Consider the following 22,001-nt stretch of genomic DNA (forward strand, 5'->3'; position numbering starts at 1 on the left):
CGTCCAGGATGTCAAAAGGCCAGCCGGCATGGCGGAGACCAGAGGTCAGTTCCGGGCTGCGCGGCCGATCGACTCCACCAGCGGCAGCAGCCGGTACGGCACCCGCTCGCGCAGGGCCACCTCGGTGCGGGTGCGGACCACGCCCGGCAGGCTGATCACCTTCTGGATCACGTCCTCCAGATGCGCGTTGTCCCGCGCCACCACCCGCGTCAGCAGGTCACCGCCGCCCGCGATCGAGAACGCCTCGACGATCTCCGGTACGGCGGCCAGCGCGTCGCCCACGTCGTCGAGCCGCCCCTGGGTGACTTCGATGTGCACGAACGCCAGCACCGGGTGGCCGAGGGCGGCGGGGGAGAGCGAGGGCCCCGTGCCGGTGATCACCCCGTTGCGTTCCAGCCGGTCCAGGCGGGCCTGGAGGGTGCCCCGGGCGACCCCGAGGATGCGGGCGTACTCGCGCACGCTGGTGCGCGGCTGCTCCAGCAGCAGCCGCAGGATGCGGGTGTCGAGCTCGTCCACGGCCATCGCGCCCGGCCTCCTCGTTCATGGTCCGTTGGCCCGCCGGTGGACGGGCCGGGTCCCTTTTGGCTGTGCCAATGGCCCATCCTAATCGAGGCCACTTGAGCCAGTAGCGGGGCTGATGCTGCAATGAACCCGTCGATGGCGCTGCGGACCCCCGCGGCGCCTTTTTCATGCCGGTGTGCCGAATCCGGTGTGCCGAATGACGCAGGGGGCGGGAAACAGTGCTGAAGAGGGTGTTCGTGGCTCCGGACCCGGGCCGGGTGCGGCTGCGCTTCGCGGCGCGGGCCGTCGTCGGCATCGGGCTCGCGGTCGTAGTGTGCGGGCTCGCCGGGCACTCCCTCGTCGGCGCCGTCACCGGCGGGCTCGCCGCGCTGCTCGCCCTGTTCACCGTCACCGACGCCACCGTCCGCGGCCAGGCGGTCACCACCGCGCTGCTGCCCGCCGTGGGCCTGCCCGTACTGGCCGCCGCGGCCGAGCTGCACGACCACCCCGTCGCCCGCGACCTCACGTTCCTCGCCGTGATCGGCGCGGGCGTGTACGCGCGCCGCTGGGGCCCGCGCGGGCACAGCCTCGGGGTGTTCGCGTTCATGACCTTCTTCGTCGCGCAGTTCCTGCACGCCACGAGCGACCGACTGCCCGAGCTCTACGCCGCCGTCCTGCTCTCCGTGGCCACCGCCGCGGCCGTGCGCTTCGGCCTGTGGTGCTACGAGCGCCGCCTGCCCCCGTCCGCCGTGCCCGCCCCGCCCGCCGGCACCGGCCTCGCCCGGGTGACCACCCGCCAGGCCGTCCAGGCCACCGTCGGCGCGGCCTTCGCGCTCGTCGTGGGCCAGCTGGTGTCCGGAGACCGCTGGTACTGGGCCGTCGGCGCCACCTGGTGGGTCTTCGTCAACACCACCTCCCGTGGCGAGACCCTCGTGCGCGGCTTCCGCCGGGTCCTCGGCACCGTGATCGGCATCGGCCTCGGCCTGCTCGTCGCCGTCCCGCTGCACGGCGCCGGGCTCCCCACGGCCCTGCTCCTCACCGCCTGCGTCTTCGGGATCTTCTACTCGGCCGCGGTCTCGTACACCTGGATGATGCTCTGCGTCACCGTCCTCGCCGAGCTGCTCTACGGCCTCCTCGGCGTCCTCACTCCGGACCTGCTCGCGCTGCGCCTGGCGGAGACCGGCGTCGGCGCGCTCGGCGCGGTCCTCGCCGTGCTGTTCGTCCTGCCGGTCACCACCCACACCACGACCGACGCCTGGATCCAGCGCGCCCTGCGCTGCGTCCACGCCTGCACCGCGGAGGCCGCCGCGCGCCTCGCCGGGGCGGACGCCGACCCGGCCCCGCGCGTGGCCGAACTGGAGCAGCTGCTGGCCCGGGTACGGCTCTCCGTGGCCCCGCTCGTGCACCCCCTGAACCCGATGCTCGGCCGCAAGCGGCGCGCCCGCCGGGTCCTCACGCTCCTCGACGACTGCGCCCGCGAGATCCGCGGCCTGGTGGCCGTCGCCGCCGACCCCGAGGCGTCCCACGACGCCCGCCTGGCCGCCGCCTGCTGGCGTGTGGAGGCGGCGGTCGAGGCCCTCACGGGCGGCACCCACGGCGACCTGACCGTCACGGACCACCCGCCCGCCGAGGGCCCGGCCCTGGCCCACCTGCACGGCCTGGAACGAGCACTCGCCGACCTGGCGACACCCCTGCGCACCCCGCCCGGTTCACCGCTGGTCGGAGCCTGAGGCTCTCGGGGCGGGCGCCCCGCCACCGACCGGGCCCCTGTACTGGCGTCCGCCATGGCGGGGCGAAACCGTCGCCGTATGGTCTAGACCGCTGCTACCGTCAGCCCCAACGGCTCAGGACCGAGAGGGGACAGCGGTGGCAGACGGTGGCGAGCGGCAGCGGAAGGCCTACATCGGGTCGTTCACGGCGGCCGGAGGCCCCGGCATCGTGGCGGCGGCCGTCACCCCGGACACCGGCGCGCTCACGCTCCTGAGCGCTTACGACGGCCTCCCGGACCCCTCCTACCTGGCCCTCGCGCCGGACGGCGGCACGCTCTACGCCGTCAGCGAGACCGCCGAGGGCACGGTGGCCGCCTTCCGCGTCACCGGCGACCGCCCCGAGCCCGCCGGACGCCCGGTGCCGGTCGGCGGCGGCCCCACTCACCTCGGTCTGTACGACGGCCACGTCCTGACCGCCGACTACGGCTCCGGCAGCGTCACCGCCGTACCGCTGCGCCCCGACGGCACCCTCGCCGGCCCCGCCTCCGGCACCCTGCGCCACACCGGCTCGGGGCCGCACACCCCGCGGCAGCAGGCCCCGCACGCCCACCAGGTGCAGGCCGACCCGAGCGGCCGGTGGGCCGTCAGCGTGGACCTCGGCACGGACTCCGTACGCGTCTGCACCCTGACCGGCGGCGCGCCCGCCCCGCACCGCGAGATCGCCCTGCGCCCCGGCTCGGGACCGCGCCATCTGGCCTTCCACCCGGACGGCGAGTACGCCTACGTCCTCAACGAGCTCGCCCCCACCCTCACCGTCTGCCGCTGGGACGCCGCGGAAGGCCTGCTCAAGCCACTGAGCGAGGTCCAGGTGCTCGCGGACGCCCCGGCCGGGGACGCCTACCCCTCCGGCGTCGTCGTCTCGCCCGACGGCCGCTTCGTGTGGACCGCCACCCGCGGCGAGGACGTCATGTCCACGTTCGCCGTCGCCGGTGACGAACTGCGGCTCGTCGCCACCGTTGCGTGCGGCGGCCACTGGCCCCGGGCGATCGCGGAGTCGGGCGGTTTCCTGTACGTCGCCAACGAGCGCTCCGGCGAGGTCACCTGGTTCGCCCTGGACCCGGAGACGGGGCTGCCGGCCCGCGCCGGCGCGGTGAAGGTCCCGGCGGCGTCCTGCGTGGTGTTCGACTGAGACGGCTACGGCTCCGACCATCGGACGCCGTATGCCGAAGGGCCCGCCTCCCGCAGTGGGAGCGGGCCCTTCGGCGTTGCTCACGTCGTACTCATGCCGTACGCGCGTCTCAGCGCGTCGGCGCCCCCTGCGGCTGGGGGGCGATGCCCAGCGCCGTCGTGTACTTCGCCAGCGCCAGCTTGCCGATCGCCGGGTACGGGCCGAGCGCCTCGGCCGCGGAGCAGCCCACCTCCTTGGCCGCCTCCTCGACCAGGCCCGGGTCGATCTCCGGCCCTATCAGGTACGGCGCCAGCGCCAGCTGCTGCGAACCCGACGCCCGCAGCTGCTCGGCCACCGACGCGATCGAACCCTCCTGGTCGAGCGCGGCCGCCATCACCGGCACGGCGAGGCGCGCGGCGAGCAGCATGCCGGTGATCCCGGCCGCCTGCACGGCCTCCTCACCGCCCACGGAGGCCAGGATGATGCCGTCCGCGGCGGTCGCCACGGTGAACAGCCGGGCGCGGTCGGCACGGGCCAGACCGGCCTCGGACAGCCTCACGTGCAGCGCCTCGGCGAGCAGCGGGTGCGGACCGAGCACATCGGTGAGGTCGGCCGCGACGCGGCTGTCCATCACGGCCTGGCGGACCACCCTCAGCAGCGCGCTGTCCGGACCGGCCAGCAGCGGCACGACGACGGCGACGGGGCCCTCGGGCTCCTTGACGTCGACTCCCGCGGCCTTGGCCTGCTCGTAGCGGGCGGTGCGCTCCTCGCCCGCGTGCGCGAGCACGGACTGGAGCGTGGGGAACTCCGCGTCGTCCCCGTCGAGGTAGCCGATCCGCGCGTCGAGGCCGGGGAGCTCGGAGCGGGCGATGCTCACGACCTCCTCGGCGAGGCTGCGCGTGGCAGCGCTCGGCGTGCCCGGCACCGCGAGGACGAGCGCGGGCGCGCCCTCGGGAGCCGCCAGCGGCTCGGGACGGCGGTGCCGTCCGGGCTGGCGGGGGCGCGGCATTCGTACAGGCAGGCCGGCGGGCCCAGTGGGGGAGCTCATGGCGCCGCATGTTACTGGCTCACTGGGCTTCCCTGTTCGGGGAGGGTGCAGGTGAGCGGTATCCGTCCGGTTTTGTCTGATGAGTTACGTACGGATCGGAAGCGGGTGCCCTGTCGGGATCAGTCGCCCGTTCCGGTCATCACGTGTACCAACGACGCATCACTCGGCAGAGTGAGCACCCCTGTCGCCAGGTCCGCCGCGATCCGCACCGCCCCCCGCAACGGGTCCCCGGCGGCCTCGACCCGGCGCGCGTGCGGCAGCCGTTGCGCCAACTCCTCTTCCAGGGGTACGAGGAGCGGGGCGCCCATCTTGAACAGCCCGCCGGTGACGGCCACATGGGGTTCGCCGCCGGCCGGGCAGACCGCGGCCGCCGACTCGGCGATGTGCCGCGCGGCCGTGCGCAGGATGCCGGTGGCCACCGGGTCGCCGTCGGCGCAGGCGGCGACGTGCGGGGCGAAGGAGGCGAGGACGGCGGGCCGGTCCGGGCGGGGATAGAGCAGCCCGGGCAGCCCGGGCATCGGCCCGAACTCGCCCTCGGCGCGGGCCAGCAGCCCGGCGGAGCCGCCCGGCCGCCCGTCGTGCGCCCGTAGGGCCGCTTCCAGCCCCGCCCGGCCGATCCAGGCACCGCTGCCGCAGTCGCCCAGCAGATGCCCCCAGCCGTCCGCCCGGCGCCAGCCGGTCAGATCCGTGCCGACGGCGATGAGCCCCGTACCGCCCGCGACCACCGCCCCAGGCCGCGGCCCGAGGGCGCCCACGTAGGCGGTGACGGCATCGGCGACGAGCGCGACCGACCCGACCCCGAACTCCCGCCGCAGAGCGCCCGGCAGTTCGGCGCGCAGGTCGTCACCGAGCGTGGTGAGCCCGGCGGCCCCGACCACGGCCGTGCCCGGCCGGGCCACACCCGTCTCGGCAGCCAACTCCCGGACCATCGGCACCAGTTGCTCCATCAGATGCGCGGCGTCGATGCCCCGCGCACCCGTACGCACCGGCACCCGCGACTCCCGCAGCCCCAGCGCACCGCGCCGCGCCGTACCGAGGGCGACCCGCAGACCGGAACCGCCGGAGTCGACGGCGAGGATGCCCGGGCCGGCCGGGGCCGGGAGGCCCTGGTTCTCACCCGCGTCGACCCCAAGTCCCCCGTCGCCCGCGCCCGTCGTGGTCACGGCAGGCGCCAGTCCACCGGTTGTCCTCCCTGGCGGACCAGCAGGTCGTTGGCCCGGCTGAACGGGCGGGAGCCGAAGAAGCCGCGGTCCGCCGACATGGGGGAGGGGTGGGCCGACTCCACGGACGGCAGGTCCCCCAGGAGCGGACGCAGATTGCGGGCGTCGCGCCCCCAGAGGATCGACACGAGCGGCTTGCCGCGCGCGGCGAGCGCCCGTATCGCCTGCTCGGTGACCTCTTCCCAGCCCTTGCCCCGGTGCGCGGCCGGCTTGCGCGGAGCCGTGGTGAGCGCCCTGTTGAGCAGCAGCACACCCTGCTGGGTCCACGGCGTCAGATCACCGTTGGAGGGCTGCGGCAGCCCCAGGTCGGTGTTCAGCTCGCGGTAGATGTTGATCAGACTGCCGGGCAGCGGACGCACCTCCGGCGCTACCGAGAACGACAGTCCCACCGCGTGCCCGGGCGTCGGGTAGGGATCCTGTCCGACGATCAGGACGCGGACTTCGTCGAAGGGCTGCTGGAAGGCCCGCAGGACGTTGGGTCCGGCCGGGAGATAGGTGCGTCCCGCGGCGATCTCCGCCCGCAGGAAGTCGCCCATCTCGGCGATCCGCCCGGCGACGGGTTCGAGGGCCTTCGCCCAGCCCGGTTCGACGATCTCATGCAAGGGTCGTGGTGCCACGGGCGTCACCCTACTGCCGTACAGGCAACGGCGATCAACCGGTGGCCAAGGCCCGGTGGTCCCCCCCTCGTCGCTCATCCCACCACCGCGGCCCGCACACACAGCACGTCCGGCAGATGCGAGGCGAGCTCCTGCCAGCTGTCGCCGTCGTCGGCCGAGGCGAAGACCTCGCCGTTGCGGTTGCCGAAGTACACCCCGGCCGGGTCCGCGTCGTCGGTACAGAGCGCGTCCCGCAGCACCGTGCCGTAGTGGTCGCCCTGCGGCAGGCCGGCGGACAAGGGCTCCCAGCTCTTGCCCGCGTCCGTGGTACGGAACACCCGGCAGCGGCGGTCGGCGGGCACCCGGTCCGAGTCGGCGTTGATCGGGAACACGTACGCGGTGTCGCCGCGGTGCGGGTGGACGGCCATCGCGAAACCGAAGGTGGACGGCAGACCCTCGCCGATGTCGGTCCAGTGCGCGCCCGCGTCGTCACTGCGGTAGACGCCCCAGTGGTTCTGCAGATACAGCCGGTCCGGGGTCACCGGGTCCTGGGCGACCTTGTGCACGCACTGTCCGAACTCCGGGTCGGGATCGGGCAGGAACACCGCGGAGACACCGGAGTTGGAGGGTGCCCAGCTCGCGCCGCCGTCGGACGTCCTGAACACCCCGGCGGTCGACACGGCGACCGTCACCGACCGGGGGTCACGCTTGTCCGTGACGACCGTGTGCAACCCCTCCCCGCCGCCGCCCGGGACCCATTTCGACCGGGTCGGGTGCTCCCACAGCGGGCGGACCAGTGTGAAGGTCTCGCCGCGGTCCTCGGAGCGGTAGAGCGCGGCCGGTTCGGTGCCCGCGTACACCACGTCCGGCTCCGCGGCCGCCGGATGCAGCTGCCACACCCGCTCCAGCGAAGCCCCGGTGTCCTTCGGGAACTTGACGGCGGGCTGGGCCGGTTCGGTCCAGGTGCGGCCGAGGTCGTCGGAGTGGAACACCGACGGCCCCCAGTGCGCGCTGTCGCCGCCCGCCAGCAGTCGTGGCCGCTCGCCCCGGGTGTCGATCGCGACCGAGTACACGGCCTGCGCGTTGAAATACGGACTCTCGTCGAACTCCCAGGTCCCGCCCCGCCTGCGCCCGATGAACAGGCCCTTGCGGGTTCCCACGGCGAGCAGTACCTCGGTCATGCCGATCACCTCCGCGACGTCCTTGTCTCAGATATCGGCCAGTCTGCACCCAGCCACTGACAGTCACCCCCGGAAAGGGCTCCGCCGCAGGTCAGGGCGGTGATGGTAACCCGTGTCGGCGATCCGCGGGCCGCTTTCGCGAAGACGCGACGGGACCGTGGCACCTGTGCGACGGTCGAGTCGGGGGAACTCGCCGTGAGCACCTCGGCGACGTCCCCCGTATGGAAGGGCGGCCCGGCATGTTCATGCGCACATGAGGAGGAAGCCTTCGATGGCGTTCCGTGGTTCGAAGGTGTGGCTGTGGCGTTGGCGGCGCAATCCGCTCCGGCGTCGCGCCGACAAGGTGGAGGCCTGGGTCGTGCTGGGTGCCTGGCTGCTCACCGCCCTCGCGGGAGTGGTCGCCGGTCTGGCGACGAGCCGGTCCGTCGAGGGCACCCTCGCCCGCGAACGCGTCGAGTGGCGGCAGGTCGAGGCCCGGCTCGTGGCGAAGGCGCCCGGCACCTTCGCCGGGCAGACCGGCACCGCGAGCAGCGACCAGGTATGGGCGAAGGTCCGCTGGGCGGCCCCCGACGGCTCCTCGCACACCGGCCAGGTCCGCGTCCGCCCCGGCAGCGTCGCCGGTACCCCGGTCGCCGTCTGGACCGACGCGGAGGGCCGCCTGGTCACCCGCCCCACGACCCCGGCACAGGCGCACCTCCGCGCCGCCCTGATCGGCGCCCTCGTGGGCGCGAGCGCGGCGATCGTGCCCTTCGTCGGCGGCCGCACCCTCTGCGCCCGCCTGGAACGCCGCCGGATCGACCAGTGGGACGCGGACTGGGCCCGCTTCGGACAACAGCGGGGCCGGACGACGGGCTGATCCCACGGAGGCCGCGGAGCAGCAGCGGCACGGCGGCCTGAGCAACCGGCGCCGCCGAAGAACGCCGGCACGCCACTCGGCCGCCCCGCGCAACTGCCTCCGCCGAAGGCGCCGCACGCCATTGAGCCGTCCCGCCCAGCTGCCCCGTCGAAGACGTAGCCACGCCACTCGGCCGCCCCCCGCAGCTGCCTCCGCCGAAGGCGCCGCACGCCATTGAGCCTCCCGCCCAGCTGTCCCCGCCGAAGACGTAGCCATGCCACTTGGCTGCCCCGCGCAGCTGCCCCCGTCGAAGGCGCCGCACGCCATTCAGCTGTCCCGCCCAGCTGCCCCCGTCGAAGGCGCAGTCACGCCACTCGGCCACCCCGCCCAGCTGCCCCTGCCGAAGACGCAGCCACACCACTCAGCCGCCCCGCCCAGCGATCCACGCCCCCTCGGCAACCCGCCCCCTCGCACCCGCCCACCCCCACTCACCCCAAACCCGCCGAACCACCCCCGCTCACCCCACCCCGAGCACCCCCCGGCAGATCCCCAGCAGCCGCTCGTCCGACAGGACGGCCATCGGGCCGAACCCCCCGGACGGAGCCGTGTACCGCTGCGGAGCCGCCAGTTCCGTGCGCAGCAGGTCATGCAGCGGTGCTCCCGCCGGCCCCAGGTCCGCGACACACTCCGCGATGGGCTGCCGCAGGTTCGGCGTCTCCGTCCACGTCCTGCGCAGCAGCGGAAGCACCCGCGCCGCCTCCGTCTCGCCGCCGATCCGCCACAGCGCGCATGCCACCTTGGTGCGCTCCCACTCGTGCGGCGAGTCGAGCATCCGCCGGAGTCCGGCCACGGCGGGAGCGGCTGCCGAGCCCATGCGGCCCAACACCTCGGGTGCGTCGCGGTGCGCGACGACGCTCCCGTCCCGTGTCGTCAGCACGGGCAGTACGGCGTCGGCGTCCCCCGCGATCGCCCAGAGCGCGTCCGCCGCCCCGACCGCGCTGTCCCCCTCCAGCAACCCGCGCACCACGGGTATCGCCTCATGCGCCGCTGCTCCGAACCCCCGCAGCGTGCGCAGCGCGTCGTGGACGACGAACGAGCGCAGCCGGTGTTCCGGGAGATCGGTCAGCAGGCGCAGCACCAGCGGCACGCTCTCCGTGTCGTCGAGCGCCCCGAGCGCGGACAGCAACGCCTCCGCACGGTCGTGGACGTCCGGGGCGTCCAGGGGAATGCGGGCGAGGCTCTCCCGCAGGGCGGGTGCGAGGCGGCCGGCGCTCGGGCCCAGATGGCCGACGACATGCCCCAGGTCGGAAGGGGTGCCGGGGGTGTCGAGGAGCTCCGCCAGCACCGGCACCGCGCGCGGATCCCCGCTCCTGGCCAGCGCCTTGAGCGGCCCGCCCAGCGCCGGCCCGCCGTGCTGCCGGTGCTGTACCCACAGGTCGGGGCGGGCCGCCACCAGCCGGTGGAGGTCGTCCGCGGCGGGTGCGGCCAGGTGGTAGAGGTCATCCAGGACGGATGTCGCCGCGTAACGCAACTGGTCTTCGTCGGCCGCCAGTTGGGCGCCGATCAGGGCGACGGGCGTGCTGTAGTCGGCGCGCCAGTCGAGGAAGAGTCCCAGGGACATCCACATCGCGTTGCACCGGACAGTCGGGTCGGCGCTGGTCAACTGCCCGTTCAGCAGGGCAATCCGGTCGGCCACCCGCCCGTCGAGCGCGGTGTGCAGGGTGCGCAGCAGCTGGGAGCCCTCCTCGTCCGAAGGGCGCAGTCGCCGCAGTCGGCCGACCAGCGTGTTCGTGTCGGGGCGGTCGGGTTCGCACGACGGGCGGGCGCGTTGCTCGGACCGCTGCCGGAGCAGGCCGAGGACCGTGGGCACCAGGTCGGCCGGGAGCCGATCGGGGGCGCGGCCCGCCAACTGTCCGAGCGCGGCCAGCCGTTGACCCGGTCCGTAAGGCGCCATGCCCAGGGTGGTGAGGAGATCCACGGCCTCGGTCGCGTGTCCGGGATGCCGACGGGCCAGCAGGCCCAGGCTCTCGGTGAGCGCGATCAGGACCCGGTCGTCCCGCTCCACGGTGATCCGCTCGCGGAGCAGACCGAGCACCCGCCCGGGCTCGTCGAGGAACCGCACGACGGCATCCGCGGCCGTCCGGCGCACCCCCGGGTCCGGGTCCCCCGTCAACCGGGCGAAGACCTCGGCGTCGGCCCGGACCGCCGCGTACGCCATGGCGTGATTGGCGCTCATGCCCTCGGGCGCCTCCCCCTCGCCGCCGATGCTGACGAGGAGCTCCACGATCCCGCCCCGGTCGCGCACTTCTTCGCGCGCGGCGAGCGCGAAGAGAAACGGAACGCAGGCGAGCGTCGAGTCGTACACGTCTCCCTGGTGGTGCACGGCGCCGTACATCCCGTCGAGTGCGATCTCCCGCTCGGCCGGGTCCGCGGAGGCCAGCCCCCGCAGCAGCCCGGGAACGTCTTCCGCACTGCCGTACGCATGCCGCATCGAAGCCCAGTCGACCTCGTCGATCCCCGTGAACACGCTGCCCTCCCCAGGCGTAGTGCCAAGTGATCCCGAGTCTGCACCACGGCACTGACAACGAAGCGGAATCGCGGGGTGACGGTCTGTCGGCCATGCCGACATCGGCCAAGGGGCAGCGCCCTGTCAGCCAGTGCCCGGCAAGGCCCGCTCCAGGATGGCCCTGACGTCCGCCGTATCCGGCAACGTCCCGAAGGCGTGCCCCCAGTCGCCGCCGAGCCGGGTCGCGCAGAACGCGTCGGCGATCGCGGGCGGGGCGTGCCGGACCAGGAGCGAGGCCTGGAGGGTGAGGGCCATGTGCTCGACCAGGCGCCGCGCCCCGGCCTCCGAGCCCTCGCGCAGCATGCCCTTCAGACGGTGCACCGCGGCGTCCAGGCGGGCGTCCGCCCCTTGCGCCAGGGCCAGTTCACCGAACAGGGCCTCGGCGGTCCCCGCCTCCCGAATCAACGCCCGCAGTACGTCGAGGGCGTTGACGTTCCCCGAGCCCTCCCAGATCGACAGCAGGGGAGCCTCCCGGTAGTGGCGAGGCATGCCGGAGTCCTCGACATAGCCGTTGCCGCCGAGGCATTCCAGAGCCTCCGCGGTGAAGGCCGGGCCCCGCTTGGTGACCCAGTACTTGCCGACGGCGGTGGCGATCCGCCGGAACGCCTGCTCACCGGCGTCCCCGCGCACCGCCCGGTCGGCGGCGCCCGCCAGCCGCAGAGCCAGGGTCGTGGCCGCCTCCGACTCCAGGGCGAGATCGGCGAGAACGTTGCGCATCAGCGGCTGGTCGATCAGCCGGGCCCCGAACGCGGTGCGGTGCCGGGCGTGGTGCCCCGCCTCGACGAGCGTCTTGCGCATCAGCGTGGCCGACATCATCACGCAGTCGAGGCGGGTGCAGTTGACCATGTCGATGATGGTCTTCACCCCCCGCCCCTCGGGCCCGACCAGCCACGCCACGGTTCCGTCGAACTCCGGCTCGGAGGAGGCGTTCGAGCGGTTGCCGAGCTTGTCCTTCAGCCGCTGGATGCGGAAGGTGTTGCGGCTGCCGTCGGGAAGGACGCGCGGCACCAGGAAACAGGAGAGCCCTTCCGGCGCTTGCGCCAGCACCAGGAACACGTCGCACATCGGCGCAGACGTGAACCACTTGTGCCCCCGCAGGGTGTAGACGCCCGCCTCCGACGTCGGCGCGGCCACCGTCGTGTTCGTCCGGACGTCGGACCCGCCCTGCTTCTCGGTCATCCCCATGCCCGCCAGCAGCCCGCGCTTCTCGGTGGGCACCCGAAGTCCGGGCTCGTACTCCCGGCCGGTCAGCAGCGGCTCGTAGACCTTCGCCAGGTCCGGCTGGTGACGCAGCGCGGGGACGGCGGCGTACGTCATCGAGGTCGGACAGCCGTGCCCGGCGTCGGTGTGCCCCCACGCCAGCCCGCCCGCCGTGCGCGCCACATGGGCGCCGGACCGGTCGTCGGCCCAGGGGGCGCCGGCCAGTCCCTCGGCGACCGCGGTCCGCATCAGGTGGTGCCAGCTCGGATGGAACTCGACCTCGTCGACGCGATGCCCGTACCGGTCGTGCGTCCGCAGCTCGGGCTCGTGCCGGTTGGCGAGATCGGCCCATTCCTGCGCCTGCACGCTGCCCGCGATCCGGCCGATCCGCCGTACGTCCTCCTCGGCCCAGCCGGCGCCCTCCCGGCGCAGCCCCTCCAGCAGGGCCGCGTCCTCCGACGCGTCGTACGGGGCCAGGGGAGGGGGCTGATTGGTGACGTCGTGCGTCGCGCTGCCCTCGTGCGCCAGTGAGAAGACCATGGATCGAGTGTTGCACTACCGCTACGGCTGTAGCAATGATGCAATACGCAATACAGTACGTGACCATGCGGACGAACCAGGCTGAGCAGCCCGACCAGCTCGAACTGCGTCCCCTGTCCGCCCGCTCGGTGGTCCTGAGCCTGCTGCTGGGTGCTCATCCGCCCGAGCTGCCGGTGAAGGAGCTGGTCCGCCGGGTGGAGCCCTTCGGTGTCGGCGGCTCCACCGCGCGGGCCGCGCTCAGCCGCATGGTCGCGGCCGGTGACCTGCGCCGCACCGACACCGTCCACCGCCTGAGCGACCGGCTCCTGGAGCGTCAGCGGCGCCAGGACGATGCCGTGCATCCCCGCACGCGCGCGTGGGACGGCGACTGGGAGATGTTCGTGATCACGGCGACGGGCCGCGGCCCCGCCGAACGGGCCGACCTGCGCACCCGGCTGGCCGCGCTGCGGCTCGCCGAGCTCAGGGAGGGTGTCTGGCTGCGCCCCGCCAATTTGAGCCGCCCCCTGCCGGACGACCTCGCCCAGGTGGGGGAGCGGTGCGCGGCCCGCCCCGACCGCCCGGCGGCCGAACTCGCCACCATTCTCTGGCCGTTGGACGCCTGGGCCGCGAAGGGCAGGGCCCTGCTCGCCCATACCGCGCGCGTGGAAGGCCCCGCAGACCGTTTCACCGCCTTCGCGGCCGTCGTCCGCCATCTGCTCGCGGACCCCGTGCTGCCCGCCGAACTCCTGCCCGCCGACTGGCCGGGAACCGCCCTGCGGACCGCGTACGCCGACTACCGGCGCGAACTCGGGACGCCGTGACGGCACGTGATGGGGCGGCCGTGCGAAGCGCCGTGCGGGGACGCTTCGGACGGCCGCCTGCACCGTGCGGGGACGCGCGCTGACGGGGCTACTTGTACGTGATGTCCGAGGACGAGTACTTGCAGTAAGTCCCGTCAGGACCCGCACCGTTGGTGGTCGGTTCCTTGCCCGTGTTGTTGCCGATGTACTTCTGGCACGGGACGATCTTCTTGCTGGAGTCCCCGACGATCGTGATGCCCCGCAGGGTCGCGCTGTCGCCGTAGTTGGTGTTGATGCCGACGAGCTTGCCGCCCTTGTAGGTCGCCTCGATGGTGTTGAGGTTGATCGTCCGCTTGTACTGCGTCGAGCAGTTGCCGCACGAGCGGACGAAGGTGCCGAAGTTCTTCACGGCGAAGTTCGAGACGTTGAGCGTCCCGGCGCCGTTGAACTGGAACACCTTGTCGCTGGCTTCCTTCGCGCCGCCGCCGGAGATGGTGTACACGTTCGACGACGAGGAGCCGCGGAACGTCGCCGCGTCCTCGCCGACGTCCTCCCACCAGACGTTCTGCAGCGTGCAGCTGCCCTCGCAGTGGATGCCGTCCGCCGCGGGCGCACCGATGATGACGTTCTTCAGAACCGTGCCGGCCGCCAGCTTCAGGATCGGGCCCTGATCCTCGCCCTGGTTGTCGGTGCCCAAGGGGCCGTCGCCGTAGAGGCGCTGCATCCCGTAGTCCTTGGTGCCGGACAGCGAGATGGTGGCGGTGACCGCCTTGCTGCTGGTGGGGGTGGGCCAGGTGGCGGCGCTCGCCGTCGGCGCGTCGATTGCCATGATCATGCCAATCGACAGGCCGAGCGCGGCCATCGTGCCGGTCAGTGCGCGCCGGCGTGCGCGGGGAGGTGGCGAAGAAGTCATGTCCCGATTCCTTCTCTGTGGGGATGGGTTCGTTGATCGTGTACATGAACGCTGATTGTGATGACGGACGACGCGCACAGGTTCGCGCGGCTCTTCCATGGGGAGGCGCGCCGTTCGGTCACCCTGCTGAACGGAACGTAGGGGGTAAGCGCTTTCTGGTCAACGCCTCGCGCAGACCGTTTCTGTGGCGTGGGAGCGCTTCCATGACGGCCATGTGCATGCCACCATTCCTGGTGCTCCCCTCAGCGATGCCCCCACGAGCCGTCATCACGAAGGGACCCCGACGTGTCCGCCACTGCCGGCACCATCGCGAGGAGACCGCTGCGCGCGGTCCTTGTCGCGCTCCACGGAATGCTGGTGGCGTTCCTCGCCGCCGCACTCCTCACCGCACCCCCGGCCGCCGCCGGGGAGGCCGCCCCGACCGCGACCCTCACCGAGGTCACCGACTTCGGCACGAACCCCAGCAACCTGCGGATGTACCTGTACGTCCCCGCGACCGTCACCGCGCATCCGGCGGTCCTGGTGGCCGTCCACTACTGCACCGGTTCCGGCCCGGCGATGTACTCCGGCACCGAGTACGCCTCGCTCGCCGACCGGTACGGGTTCATCGTCGTGTATCCGTCCGTCACCCGCTCCAGCAAGTGCTTCGACGTCTCCTCGCCGCAGGCCCTCAAGCGCGGCGGCGGCAGCGACCCGGTCGGCATCAAGTCGATGGTCGACTGGACGGTCGCCCGCTACGGCGCCGACACCAGCCGCATCTTCGCCACCGGAATCTCCTCCGGCGCGATGATGACCAACGTCCTGCTCGGCGACTACCCGGACGTCTTCGCCGCGGGCGCCGCCTTCGCGGGCGTGCCGTTCGGCTGCTTCGCCACCAGCGACGGCTCCGAGTGGAACAGCGCCTGCGCGCAGGGCACGATCACCCACACCGCGCAGCAGTGGGGTGACATCGCCCGCGCCGCCTACCCCGGCTACACGGGCCCTCGCCCGCGGATGCAGCTGTGGCACGGCACCGCGGACGACACACTGCGTTATCCCAACTTCGGCGAGGAGATCAAGCAGTGGACGAACGTGCAGGGGGTGAGCCAGACCCCGGCCGCCACCGACTCGCCCCAGTCCGGCTGGACCCGTACCCGCTACGGCGGCACCGGTGACCGGGCCCAGGTGGAGGCGATCAGCCTCCAGGGCGTCGGCCACGGTGTGTACGCCTCAGGGATGGGCGCCCGCGTGCTCACGTTCTTCGGCCTCGACGGCGGCGGCAGCACCCCTCCGCCCCCGGCCGGCCCCTGCAAGGTGACCGTGACCACCAACGCCTGGAGCGGCGGCCTGACCGCGTCCGTGACGATCACCAACACCGGCACGAGCACGGTCAACGGCTGGCAGCTCGCCTTCACGCTGCCCGGCGGGCAGACGATCACCAGCGGCTGGAACGCCACCTACGCGCCGAGTTCCGGCGCGGTGACGGCGGCGAACGTCTCGTACAACGCGACGCTCGCCCCAGGCGCGAGTGTCGGCATCGGCTACCAGGCGAACCACACCGGGAACAGTGCGGCACCGGGCGCCTTCAGTCTCAACGGGAAGGCCTGCACGGTCGGTTGAGGTAATACAGCCTCAACGGATCGGCCCACGAAGTCGGTTGACGTGAACCGGCCGCAGGCGCCGTCAGTACGGCAGCAGTCGTCCCGACGGTGTCCTGCGGTCGATCGTCTCGTCCCGGCGGGGAACGGGCCTGCGGATGACACGGATACGGGTCTGGCCCTTCATGACGCCCTCCTCATGCCTGATACCAACAGCCTCGCTGTCGCGGGCGCCTGGCACATCGTGCCTGGGAAGGCATTACCCCTGACCTGGGGGGAGCAACCGCCGGGGCCGCCCTACATCTTCGGGAGGACCGGGAGATACTCCCCAGGTCCCGGTCCCCCCCCCCGAAGCCGCGGGCCGCCGGCTCAGACCGACCGGTGGTACTGGTCCGGCACGTGCACGTCCCCGCCCAGCTCGCGCGCGGCCTGCCGCGCCCAGGACGGGTTGCGCAGCAGTTCACGGCCCAGGAGCACGGCGTCCGCCTCGCCGTTGACCAGGATCTTCTCGGCCTGCTCGGGCTCGGTGATCAGGCCGACCGCGGCGACCGGCAGCGTGGTCTCGGCCTTGACGCGGGCCGCGAACGGCACCTGGTAGCCAGGGCCGATCGGCATCTGCACGCCGGAGGCGTTGCCGCCGGAGGAGACGTCGAGGAGGTCGATGCCGTGGGCCTGGAGATCGGCGGCGAACCGGACGGTGTCGTCCGGCGTCCAGCCGCCCTCCTCCAGCCAGTCGGTCGCCGAGATCCGGAAGAACAGCGGCTTGTCCTGCGGCCACACCTCCCGTACGGCGTCCACGACTTCGAGCGCGAAGCGGGTGCGGTTCTCGTACGAGCCGCCGTAGGCGTCGGTGCGGTGGTTGGAGTGCGGGGAGAGGAAGTTGCCGATCAAGTAGCCGTGGGCGCCATGGATTTCGGCGACCTCGAAGCCCGCCGCGAGGGCTCGGCGGGCGGCATCCGCGAACTGACCGACGATGTCCTGGATCTGGGTGACCGTCAGCTCGGTCGGGACCGGGTGCTTCTCGTCGAACGCCAGCGGGCTCGGCCCGAGCGGTTGCCAGCCGTAGCCCTCCGGCCCGACCGGCGCGCCGCCCTTCCAGGGCCGTTCGGTCGATGCCTTGCGGCCGGCGTGCGCGAGCTGGATGCCCGCGACCGTGCCCTGCCCCGCCAGGAAGCGGGTGATCCGGCGAAAGGCCTCGACCTGGGTGTCGTTCCAGATGCCGAGGTCGTACGGCGAGATCCGGCCCTCGGGGCTCACGGCCGTGGCCTCGACGATGACCAGGCCCGTGCCGCCGGCCGCGCGCGCCGCGTAGTGCGCGAAGTGCCAGTCGTTGGGCGCCCCGGTGTCCGGGCCCTCGGCCGCCGCGGAGTACTGGCACATCGGCGGCATCCACACCCGGTTGGGGATCGTCAGGTCACGCAGGGTGCAGGGCTCGAAGAGTGCGCTCACGGCGGGCTCCAATTCATCACGGGACCAGTGGCCGACTCGTACGATAGGCATCGTAGTACGGCGGATGTCAAACTACGAAGGGTTTCGTACAATGGCCTCCCCGAGGACTTCCCGTAGGCTGCCTGCCCCGAAGACCGACTGCGCTGAAGACTGACTGAAGCCTTGTCGAAGGCTTCCCTGAGAGGTGGAGCCGCCGTGACCTCGCCCGCTGCCAGCAGCCGCGACCTGCCGCATCCGGCCCGGGACGAGATCCGGCTGGAGCCGATCCTCCACGCGCTCTCCGACCCGATGCGTCTCGCGATCGTGCGAGAGCTCGCCACCGTCTGTGGCGAGCTCACCTGTTCGCAGTTCGAGCTGCCCGTCACCAAGTCCACCACCACGCACCACTTCCGGGTGCTGCGCGAGGCGGGGGTGATCCGGCAGATCTACCGGGGCACGGCCAAGATGAACGGCCTGCGCAAGGACGACCTAGACGACCTCTTCCCGGGACTCCTGGACGCCCTTCTCGGCGCCGCCGACCGCCAGGCCGTCCGCCTCGGCTGAACCCGCCTTCGAGGGAAGGTGGTTGAAGAGCAGGTTCAGCACGATCGCCGTCAGGCAGCCCGCGCTGATACCGCTGTTCATCACCGTCTGGAACCAGTCCGGGAACTTCTCGTAGACCGTCGGTACACCGACCGGCAGCATGCCCATCGCCACCGAGACGGCCACCACCGTCAGGTTGTTGTTGCCCTTGAAGTCGACGGTCGCGAGGGTCCTGAGGCCGCTCGCGGCCACCGTCCCGAACATCACCAGCCCCGCACCGCCGAGCACCGGCGCCGGTATCGCCGCGACCACGGCGCCCAGCTTGGGCAGCAGGCCGAGCAGCACGAGGATGCCGCCCGCCGCGGCGACCACCCAGCGGCTGCGGACGCGGGTCATGCCGACCAGGCCGACGTTCTGCGCGTACGCCGTGTACGGGAAGGTGTTGAAGACACCGCCGAGGACGGTCGACAGGCCGTCGGCGCGCAGGCCGTCCGCCAGCGCGCGCGGCTCGACCTTGCGGTCCGTCATCTCCCCGACCGCGATCAGGTCGCCGGTCGTCTCCGTCATCGTCACCAGCGCCACCACCAGCATCGACGCGATCGCCGACGCCTCGAAGGCGGGCGCTCCGAAGTGGAACGGCGTGCTGATCCCGAGCCAGTCGGCGGCACCGACCCCGTCGAAGTCCGTGAACCCGAGCGGCACGGCCACGGCGAGGCCCACCACGATGCCGATCAGCACCGCGATCCGGCTGAGGAAGGCGGGCGCGAACCGCTGCACACCCAGCACCACCAGCAGCACGAACAGGGCCAGGCCGAGGTTCTTCGGCTCCCCGAAGTCCGCCGAACCGACCCCGCCCGCCGCCCAGTTGCCCGCGACCGGGAGCAGCGACAGGCCGATGATCAGGATCACGGTGCCGGTGACGAGCGGTGGGAAGAAGCGGAGGAGTCTGCCGAACACCGGCGCGAGCAGCATGATCGCGAGGCCCGCGACGATGACGGAACCGTAGATCGCGGGGAGGCCGCCGCCGGTCGTGCCGATGAGCACCATGGGGGAGACGGCGGCGAACGTGCAGCCCTGCATGATCGGCAGGCGTACGCCGAAGCGCCAGAAACCGATGCACTGGATGAGGGTCGCGATACCGCACACCAGGAGATCGGCGGTGATCAGGTAGGCCAGATCCGCGGGCGACAGTTTCATCGCGCTGCCGACGATCAGGGGGACGGCGACGGCACCGGCGTACATGGCGAGTACGTGTTGGAGGCCGAAGGCGAGGAGGTGGCGGGCGGGTGGGACTTCGTCGACGGGGTGCGTGGTCATGGGTGGGACCGTAGGCTCCTTAAACAGATTGTTGATTTCGGGGGTGTTGCCGGTTCGTTTCCCGGTGCGGGCCGTGTGTGGTTGGTTGCGCCCACGCGGCGGAGCCGCACATTGATACAGCCCCGCGCCCCTAAAAGCCTCGACCGCGCGCGGCGTTCATCAGTGACTGCCAGTCGGGGAGCTTGACCACCGCCCGCCCCAGCGACGCCCCCCATGCCGCCTCCGCCCTCTCGATCGACTGCCAGCCCGACCACTCCACCGGCTCTGCCCCCGCGGCCCGCAATGCCTCCAGCGGGTCACCCCGCCTTTCCTCTCGTACGAGGGTGGCGGCGTCCTCCAGCAGCGACGTCACCGTCTCCTTCGCGCACGGGCGGTTCGTGCCGATGACGCCTGTGGGGCCGCGCTTGATCCAGCCGGCCACGTACTCGCCCGGCGCCACCACGCCCTCGCGCAGGACGCGGCCGGACAGATGGGGGACCGTGCCGGTCCGCTCGTCGAACGGCAGGCCCTCCACGGGTACTCCGCGGTAGCCCACCGAACGCAGCACCAACTGGGCCTCCATCTCCTCGTACCGGCCCGTGCCGGTCACCCCGCCCCGGCCGTCCGGCACCGTTCGCTCGAAGCGCACCGCGCCCACCCGCCCCGCCTCGGCGAGGAGTTCGACGGGGCGCAGGAAGAAGCGGAGGTGGATGCGGCGCGGAGTGTCGCTCGGCGGGGAGCCGGCCCACCCCCGCAGCACCTCCACGTTGCGGCGCTGGGCGGCGGGCAGGCCTGACGGGTCCAGGTAGGCCGGGTCGAGGGCCAACTCCTCGCAGTCCACCGCCACTTGCGTGTCCGGGAGTCCGCCCAGCTCGCGCAGCTCCTTGGTGGTGAAGCGGGCCTGGGAGGGGCCGCGGCGGCCCACCATGTGGACGTCCGTCACCCGGCTCGCGGTCAGGGTGGTGAGGGCCGACTGGGGCATGTCCGTGGGGCTCAGTTCGGCGGCGCCGCGGGCCAGCATCCGGGTCACGTCGACGGCGACGTTCCCCACGCCGATCACGACCGCCGAGCGGGCCGCGCGGACGAAACCGTCGTCGACGGCGTCCGGATGGGCGCTGTACCAGGACACGAACCGGGTCGCCGAGAAGCTGCCCGGGAGGTCCTCGCCGGGGATGCCGAGGTGCCGGTCGGTCGCCGCGCCCACGCAGTACACGACGGCGTGGTACAGCTCCCGCAGCCGGGCGGTCGGCACTCCGCCGGCGCCGATTCCGACGCCGCCGAGGAAGCGGACCCGCTCGTGCTCCAGGACCGCGCGCAGGTTGTTCTGGAGGGACTTGATCTTCTCGTGGTCGGGGGCCACGCCGTAGCGGACGAGTCCGTACGGGCACGGCAGACGGTCCAGGACGTCGACGTACACCGCGGGGTCCAGCTGGACGAGGCTCTGGGCGGTGTAGCACCCGCTCGGCCCGGAGCCGACGACGGCGACACGAAACACGGCGGTACTCCTTACCCGTGGGGATCAGAGCAGATCGCTGATGTCTCCAGCATCGCACCGTGGCTGCTGCGCTGACAGGGTGCTGTACGCGACCGGGGACGCGTGTCCGTTGGTATGGAAAGTGATCATGCGGTTACGTTGCGTGTGTGCTAGAAGCATCGTTTCTTAATCTTTCTGATCGTTGTCCGGCGGACGGTGCCGTGTCCGTGTGGCCCGCGTGGGAAGTGCGGGAGGACGAGGGCGCCGCCTCGTGGTTCAATGTCCGGCTGGCGTTCACCGACGGGGCCCGGGTCGATCTGCTGGCCGTGGTGGCCGACGGCTGCGCCTCCCTGGAGGACGTGCGCGCCCAGCCGGCGCTCTCCCTCGACGACCTCGCGGTCCTCGCCGACTGGATCGAGGGCCCGCTGTTCGAGGCGTGCGGCCTCGGACCGGTGCCGGAGGAGGGTGAGCCGGGCGCCGCGCGGCGGGCCCGGCCCGCGTGGCCGCGGGGTGTCGAGGGGCGGTGGCTCGTCGCGCAGGAGTACCGGGCGGCCCAGGAGGACGGCGTCGACCCGGTGCTCGCGGTGATGTGCGCGACCGGGCACAGCCGCCGCAAGTCGCTCAGGATGATCGCGCAGGCGCGCGACGCGGGCTATCTGACGCCCCGTCATGCGCGCCGCTGAGTAAGCCGGGTAAGCCCGTCACAGCATGTCCCGCATCCGGGAGATCTCGCTCGTCTGCTGGGCGACCACGTCGTCGGCCATCTCCTCGATGCGGATGTTGTTGCCCTGCCCCTTCACGTCCGTGGCCATGGTGAGCGCCCCCTCGTGATGCGTGATCATCAGGGTGAGGAAGAGCTGGTCGAAGGCCTTCCCCTCGGCCGCCTTCAGCTTCTTCAGCTGCGCCTCGGTGACCATCCCCGGCATCGAGGCGTGGTCGTGCGCCCCGCCCTTCGGGTCCTTGCCGTACGACGTCAGCCAGCTCTCCATGGCGTCGATCTCCGGCCCCTGCGCCGCCGCGATGCGCTCCGCGAGCTTCTTGACCTTGGCCGACTCGGCGCGTTCGGGGGCGAGTTCGGTCATCTCCAGGGCCTGGGTGTGGTGCACGATCATCATCCGCGCGTACGAGACGTCCGCCGAGTTGGGGGAGTCGTCCTCGGCCCGCTCGCCGGCGGCCTCCTCGGCGGACAGGGTGCGGTTCGCCTCGCCGGGCTCGCCCGGCGCGAGCACCGAAGGGCCCGTCGCCGCCGCCGACTTGGCGTCCGAGCCGGAGTCGCAGGCCCCGAGGCCGAGCAGCACCAGAACGGTCACCGTGGCGAGGGACGCGCGGCGGATGAGCACAACGGCCTCCTGTGGCAGGCGGGTCGGGTGACACCTTGTGAGTGCCGTGACTGTCCTAGCACGCTTCCGCGGATTGTCGAGCAGAAA

19 protein-coding genes are annotated in these 22,001 nt (G+C 72.5%); 7 read left to right on the top strand and 12 right to left on the bottom strand.

What is annotated here, in order from left to right:
• Positions 1-45 precede the first annotated feature (45 nt).
• Positions 46-522 (bottom strand): Lrp/AsnC family transcriptional regulator, encoded by a 477-nt coding sequence (locus ACFUO4_RS25425; RefSeq protein WP_079309566.1) that lies wholly within the window; start codon positions 520-522, stop codon positions 46-48.
• Positions 523-740: 218 nt separating this feature from the next.
• Here ACFUO4_RS25425 and ACFUO4_RS25430 point away from each other — a divergent pair, with 218 nt between their 5' ends.
• Positions 741-2,231 (top strand): FUSC family protein, encoded by a 1,491-nt coding sequence (locus tag ACFUO4_RS25430; protein WP_383488652.1) that lies wholly within the window; start codon positions 741-743, stop codon positions 2,229-2,231.
• Between the two features lie 136 nt (positions 2,232-2,367).
• On the top strand, positions 2,368-3,399 hold the full coding sequence (locus ACFUO4_RS25435) for a lactonase family protein (protein ID WP_383488655.1): 1,032 nt from the start codon (positions 2,368-2,370) through the stop codon (positions 3,397-3,399).
• A gap of 109 nt (positions 3,400-3,508) precedes the next feature.
• Here the strand turns inward: ACFUO4_RS25435 and ACFUO4_RS25440 are convergent, their stop codons facing one another.
• The 4 genes from ACFUO4_RS25440 to ACFUO4_RS25455 all read right to left on the bottom strand — a co-directional run bounded on the left by ACFUO4_RS25440 (position 3,509) and on the right by ACFUO4_RS25455 (position 7,423).
• Positions 3,509-4,426, bottom strand: a complete 918-nt coding sequence (locus ACFUO4_RS25440) for a sirohydrochlorin chelatase (RefSeq protein WP_383488658.1) — start codon at positions 4,424-4,426, stop codon at positions 3,509-3,511.
• A 119-nt stretch (positions 4,427-4,545) separates the two neighbouring features.
• The gene (locus ACFUO4_RS25445) at positions 4,546-5,505 is read right to left on the bottom strand and encodes an N-acetylglucosamine kinase (RefSeq protein WP_383489773.1); all 960 of its coding nucleotides are present in this window, start codon (positions 5,503-5,505) and stop codon (positions 4,546-4,548) included.
• Between the two features lie 80 nt (positions 5,506-5,585).
• Positions 5,586-6,263, bottom strand: coding sequence for a uracil-DNA glycosylase (locus ACFUO4_RS25450; protein WP_383488661.1), 678 nt, complete (start codon positions 6,261-6,263; stop codon positions 5,586-5,588).
• A 74-nt stretch (positions 6,264-6,337) separates the two neighbouring features.
• A complete protein-coding gene (locus ACFUO4_RS25455; protein WP_383488664.1) occupies positions 6,338-7,423 on the bottom strand; it encodes a WD40/YVTN/BNR-like repeat-containing protein in 1,086 nt (361 codons plus the stop codon).
• A 271-nt stretch (positions 7,424-7,694) separates the two neighbouring features.
• Here ACFUO4_RS25455 and ACFUO4_RS25460 point away from each other — a divergent pair, with 271 nt between their 5' ends.
• Positions 7,695-8,279: a hypothetical protein gene (locus tag ACFUO4_RS25460; protein WP_383488667.1), complete on the top strand. Its 585-nt coding sequence runs from the start codon at positions 7,695-7,697 to the stop codon at positions 8,277-8,279.
• Between the two features lie 496 nt (positions 8,280-8,775).
• On the opposite strand, the gene ACFUO4_RS25465 is transcribed toward ACFUO4_RS25460, so the two are convergent.
• Entirely contained in the window at positions 8,776-10,785 is a 2,010-nt protein-coding gene (locus tag ACFUO4_RS25465; RefSeq protein ID WP_383488670.1) for a HEAT repeat domain-containing protein, read from the bottom strand.
• A gap of 123 nt (positions 10,786-10,908) precedes the next feature.
• On the bottom strand, positions 10,909-12,564 hold the full coding sequence (locus ACFUO4_RS25470; protein WP_383488673.1) for an acyl-CoA dehydrogenase family protein: 1,656 nt from the start codon (positions 12,562-12,564) through the stop codon (positions 10,909-10,911).
• 65 nt (positions 12,565-12,629) lie between these two features.
• Between ACFUO4_RS25470 and ACFUO4_RS25475 the strand changes: the two genes are divergently transcribed.
• Positions 12,630-13,364: a PaaX family transcriptional regulator C-terminal domain-containing protein gene (locus ACFUO4_RS25475; protein WP_383488676.1), complete on the top strand. Its 735-nt coding sequence runs from the start codon at positions 12,630-12,632 to the stop codon at positions 13,362-13,364.
• An 88-nt stretch (positions 13,365-13,452) separates the two neighbouring features.
• On the opposite strand, the gene ACFUO4_RS25480 is transcribed toward ACFUO4_RS25475, so the two are convergent.
• Entirely contained in the window at positions 13,453-14,256 is an 804-nt protein-coding gene (locus ACFUO4_RS25480; RefSeq protein ID WP_383488679.1) for a pectate lyase, read from the bottom strand.
• Between the two features lie 351 nt (positions 14,257-14,607).
• Between ACFUO4_RS25480 and ACFUO4_RS25485 the strand changes: the two genes are divergently transcribed.
• Positions 14,608-15,855: a PHB depolymerase family esterase gene (locus ACFUO4_RS25485; protein ID WP_383489776.1), complete on the top strand. Its 1,248-nt coding sequence runs from the start codon at positions 14,608-14,610 to the stop codon at positions 15,853-15,855.
• Positions 15,856-16,202: 347 nt separating this feature from the next.
• Here the strand turns inward: ACFUO4_RS25485 and ACFUO4_RS25490 are convergent, their stop codons facing one another.
• On the bottom strand, positions 16,203-17,282 hold the full coding sequence (locus tag ACFUO4_RS25490) for an NADH:flavin oxidoreductase/NADH oxidase (protein ID WP_383488682.1): 1,080 nt from the start codon (positions 17,280-17,282) through the stop codon (positions 16,203-16,205).
• A gap of 195 nt (positions 17,283-17,477) precedes the next feature.
• Here ACFUO4_RS25490 and ACFUO4_RS25495 point away from each other — a divergent pair, with 195 nt between their 5' ends.
• Complete coding sequence (locus tag ACFUO4_RS25495; protein WP_126270392.1) at positions 17,478-17,825, top strand: helix-turn-helix transcriptional regulator; 348 nt, start codon at positions 17,478-17,480, stop codon at positions 17,823-17,825.
• On the opposite strand, the gene ACFUO4_RS25500 is transcribed toward ACFUO4_RS25495, so the two are convergent.
• Together ACFUO4_RS25500 and ACFUO4_RS25505 are read right to left on the bottom strand one after the other, a co-directional pair.
• Positions 17,751-19,121 carry a nucleobase:cation symporter-2 family protein gene (locus tag ACFUO4_RS25500; RefSeq protein WP_383488685.1) on the bottom strand — a complete coding sequence of 457 codons (1,371 nt, stop codon included), beginning with the start codon at positions 19,119-19,121 and terminating at the stop codon, positions 17,751-17,753. The two genes, ACFUO4_RS25495 and ACFUO4_RS25500, sit on opposite strands and share 75 nt — an antisense overlap.
• 130 nt (positions 19,122-19,251) lie before the next feature.
• A complete protein-coding gene (locus ACFUO4_RS25505; RefSeq protein WP_383488688.1) occupies positions 19,252-20,595 on the bottom strand; it encodes an FAD-dependent oxidoreductase in 1,344 nt (447 codons plus the stop codon).
• 200 nt (positions 20,596-20,795) lie between these two features.
• Here ACFUO4_RS25505 and ACFUO4_RS25510 point away from each other — a divergent pair, with 200 nt between their 5' ends.
• Positions 20,796-21,257, top strand: coding sequence for a DUF6214 family protein (locus ACFUO4_RS25510; protein WP_383488691.1), 462 nt, complete (start codon positions 20,796-20,798; stop codon positions 21,255-21,257).
• Between the two features lie 18 nt (positions 21,258-21,275).
• On the opposite strand, the gene ACFUO4_RS25515 is transcribed toward ACFUO4_RS25510, so the two are convergent.
• On the bottom strand, positions 21,276-21,914 hold the full coding sequence (locus ACFUO4_RS25515) for a DUF305 domain-containing protein (RefSeq protein ID WP_383488694.1): 639 nt from the start codon (positions 21,912-21,914) through the stop codon (positions 21,276-21,278).
• Positions 21,915-22,001: the final 87 nt, after the last annotated feature.

This window comes from Streptomyces sp. NPDC057280, assembly GCF_042668605.1.
GTDB lineage: Bacteria > Actinomycetota > Actinomycetes > Streptomycetales > Streptomycetaceae > Streptomyces.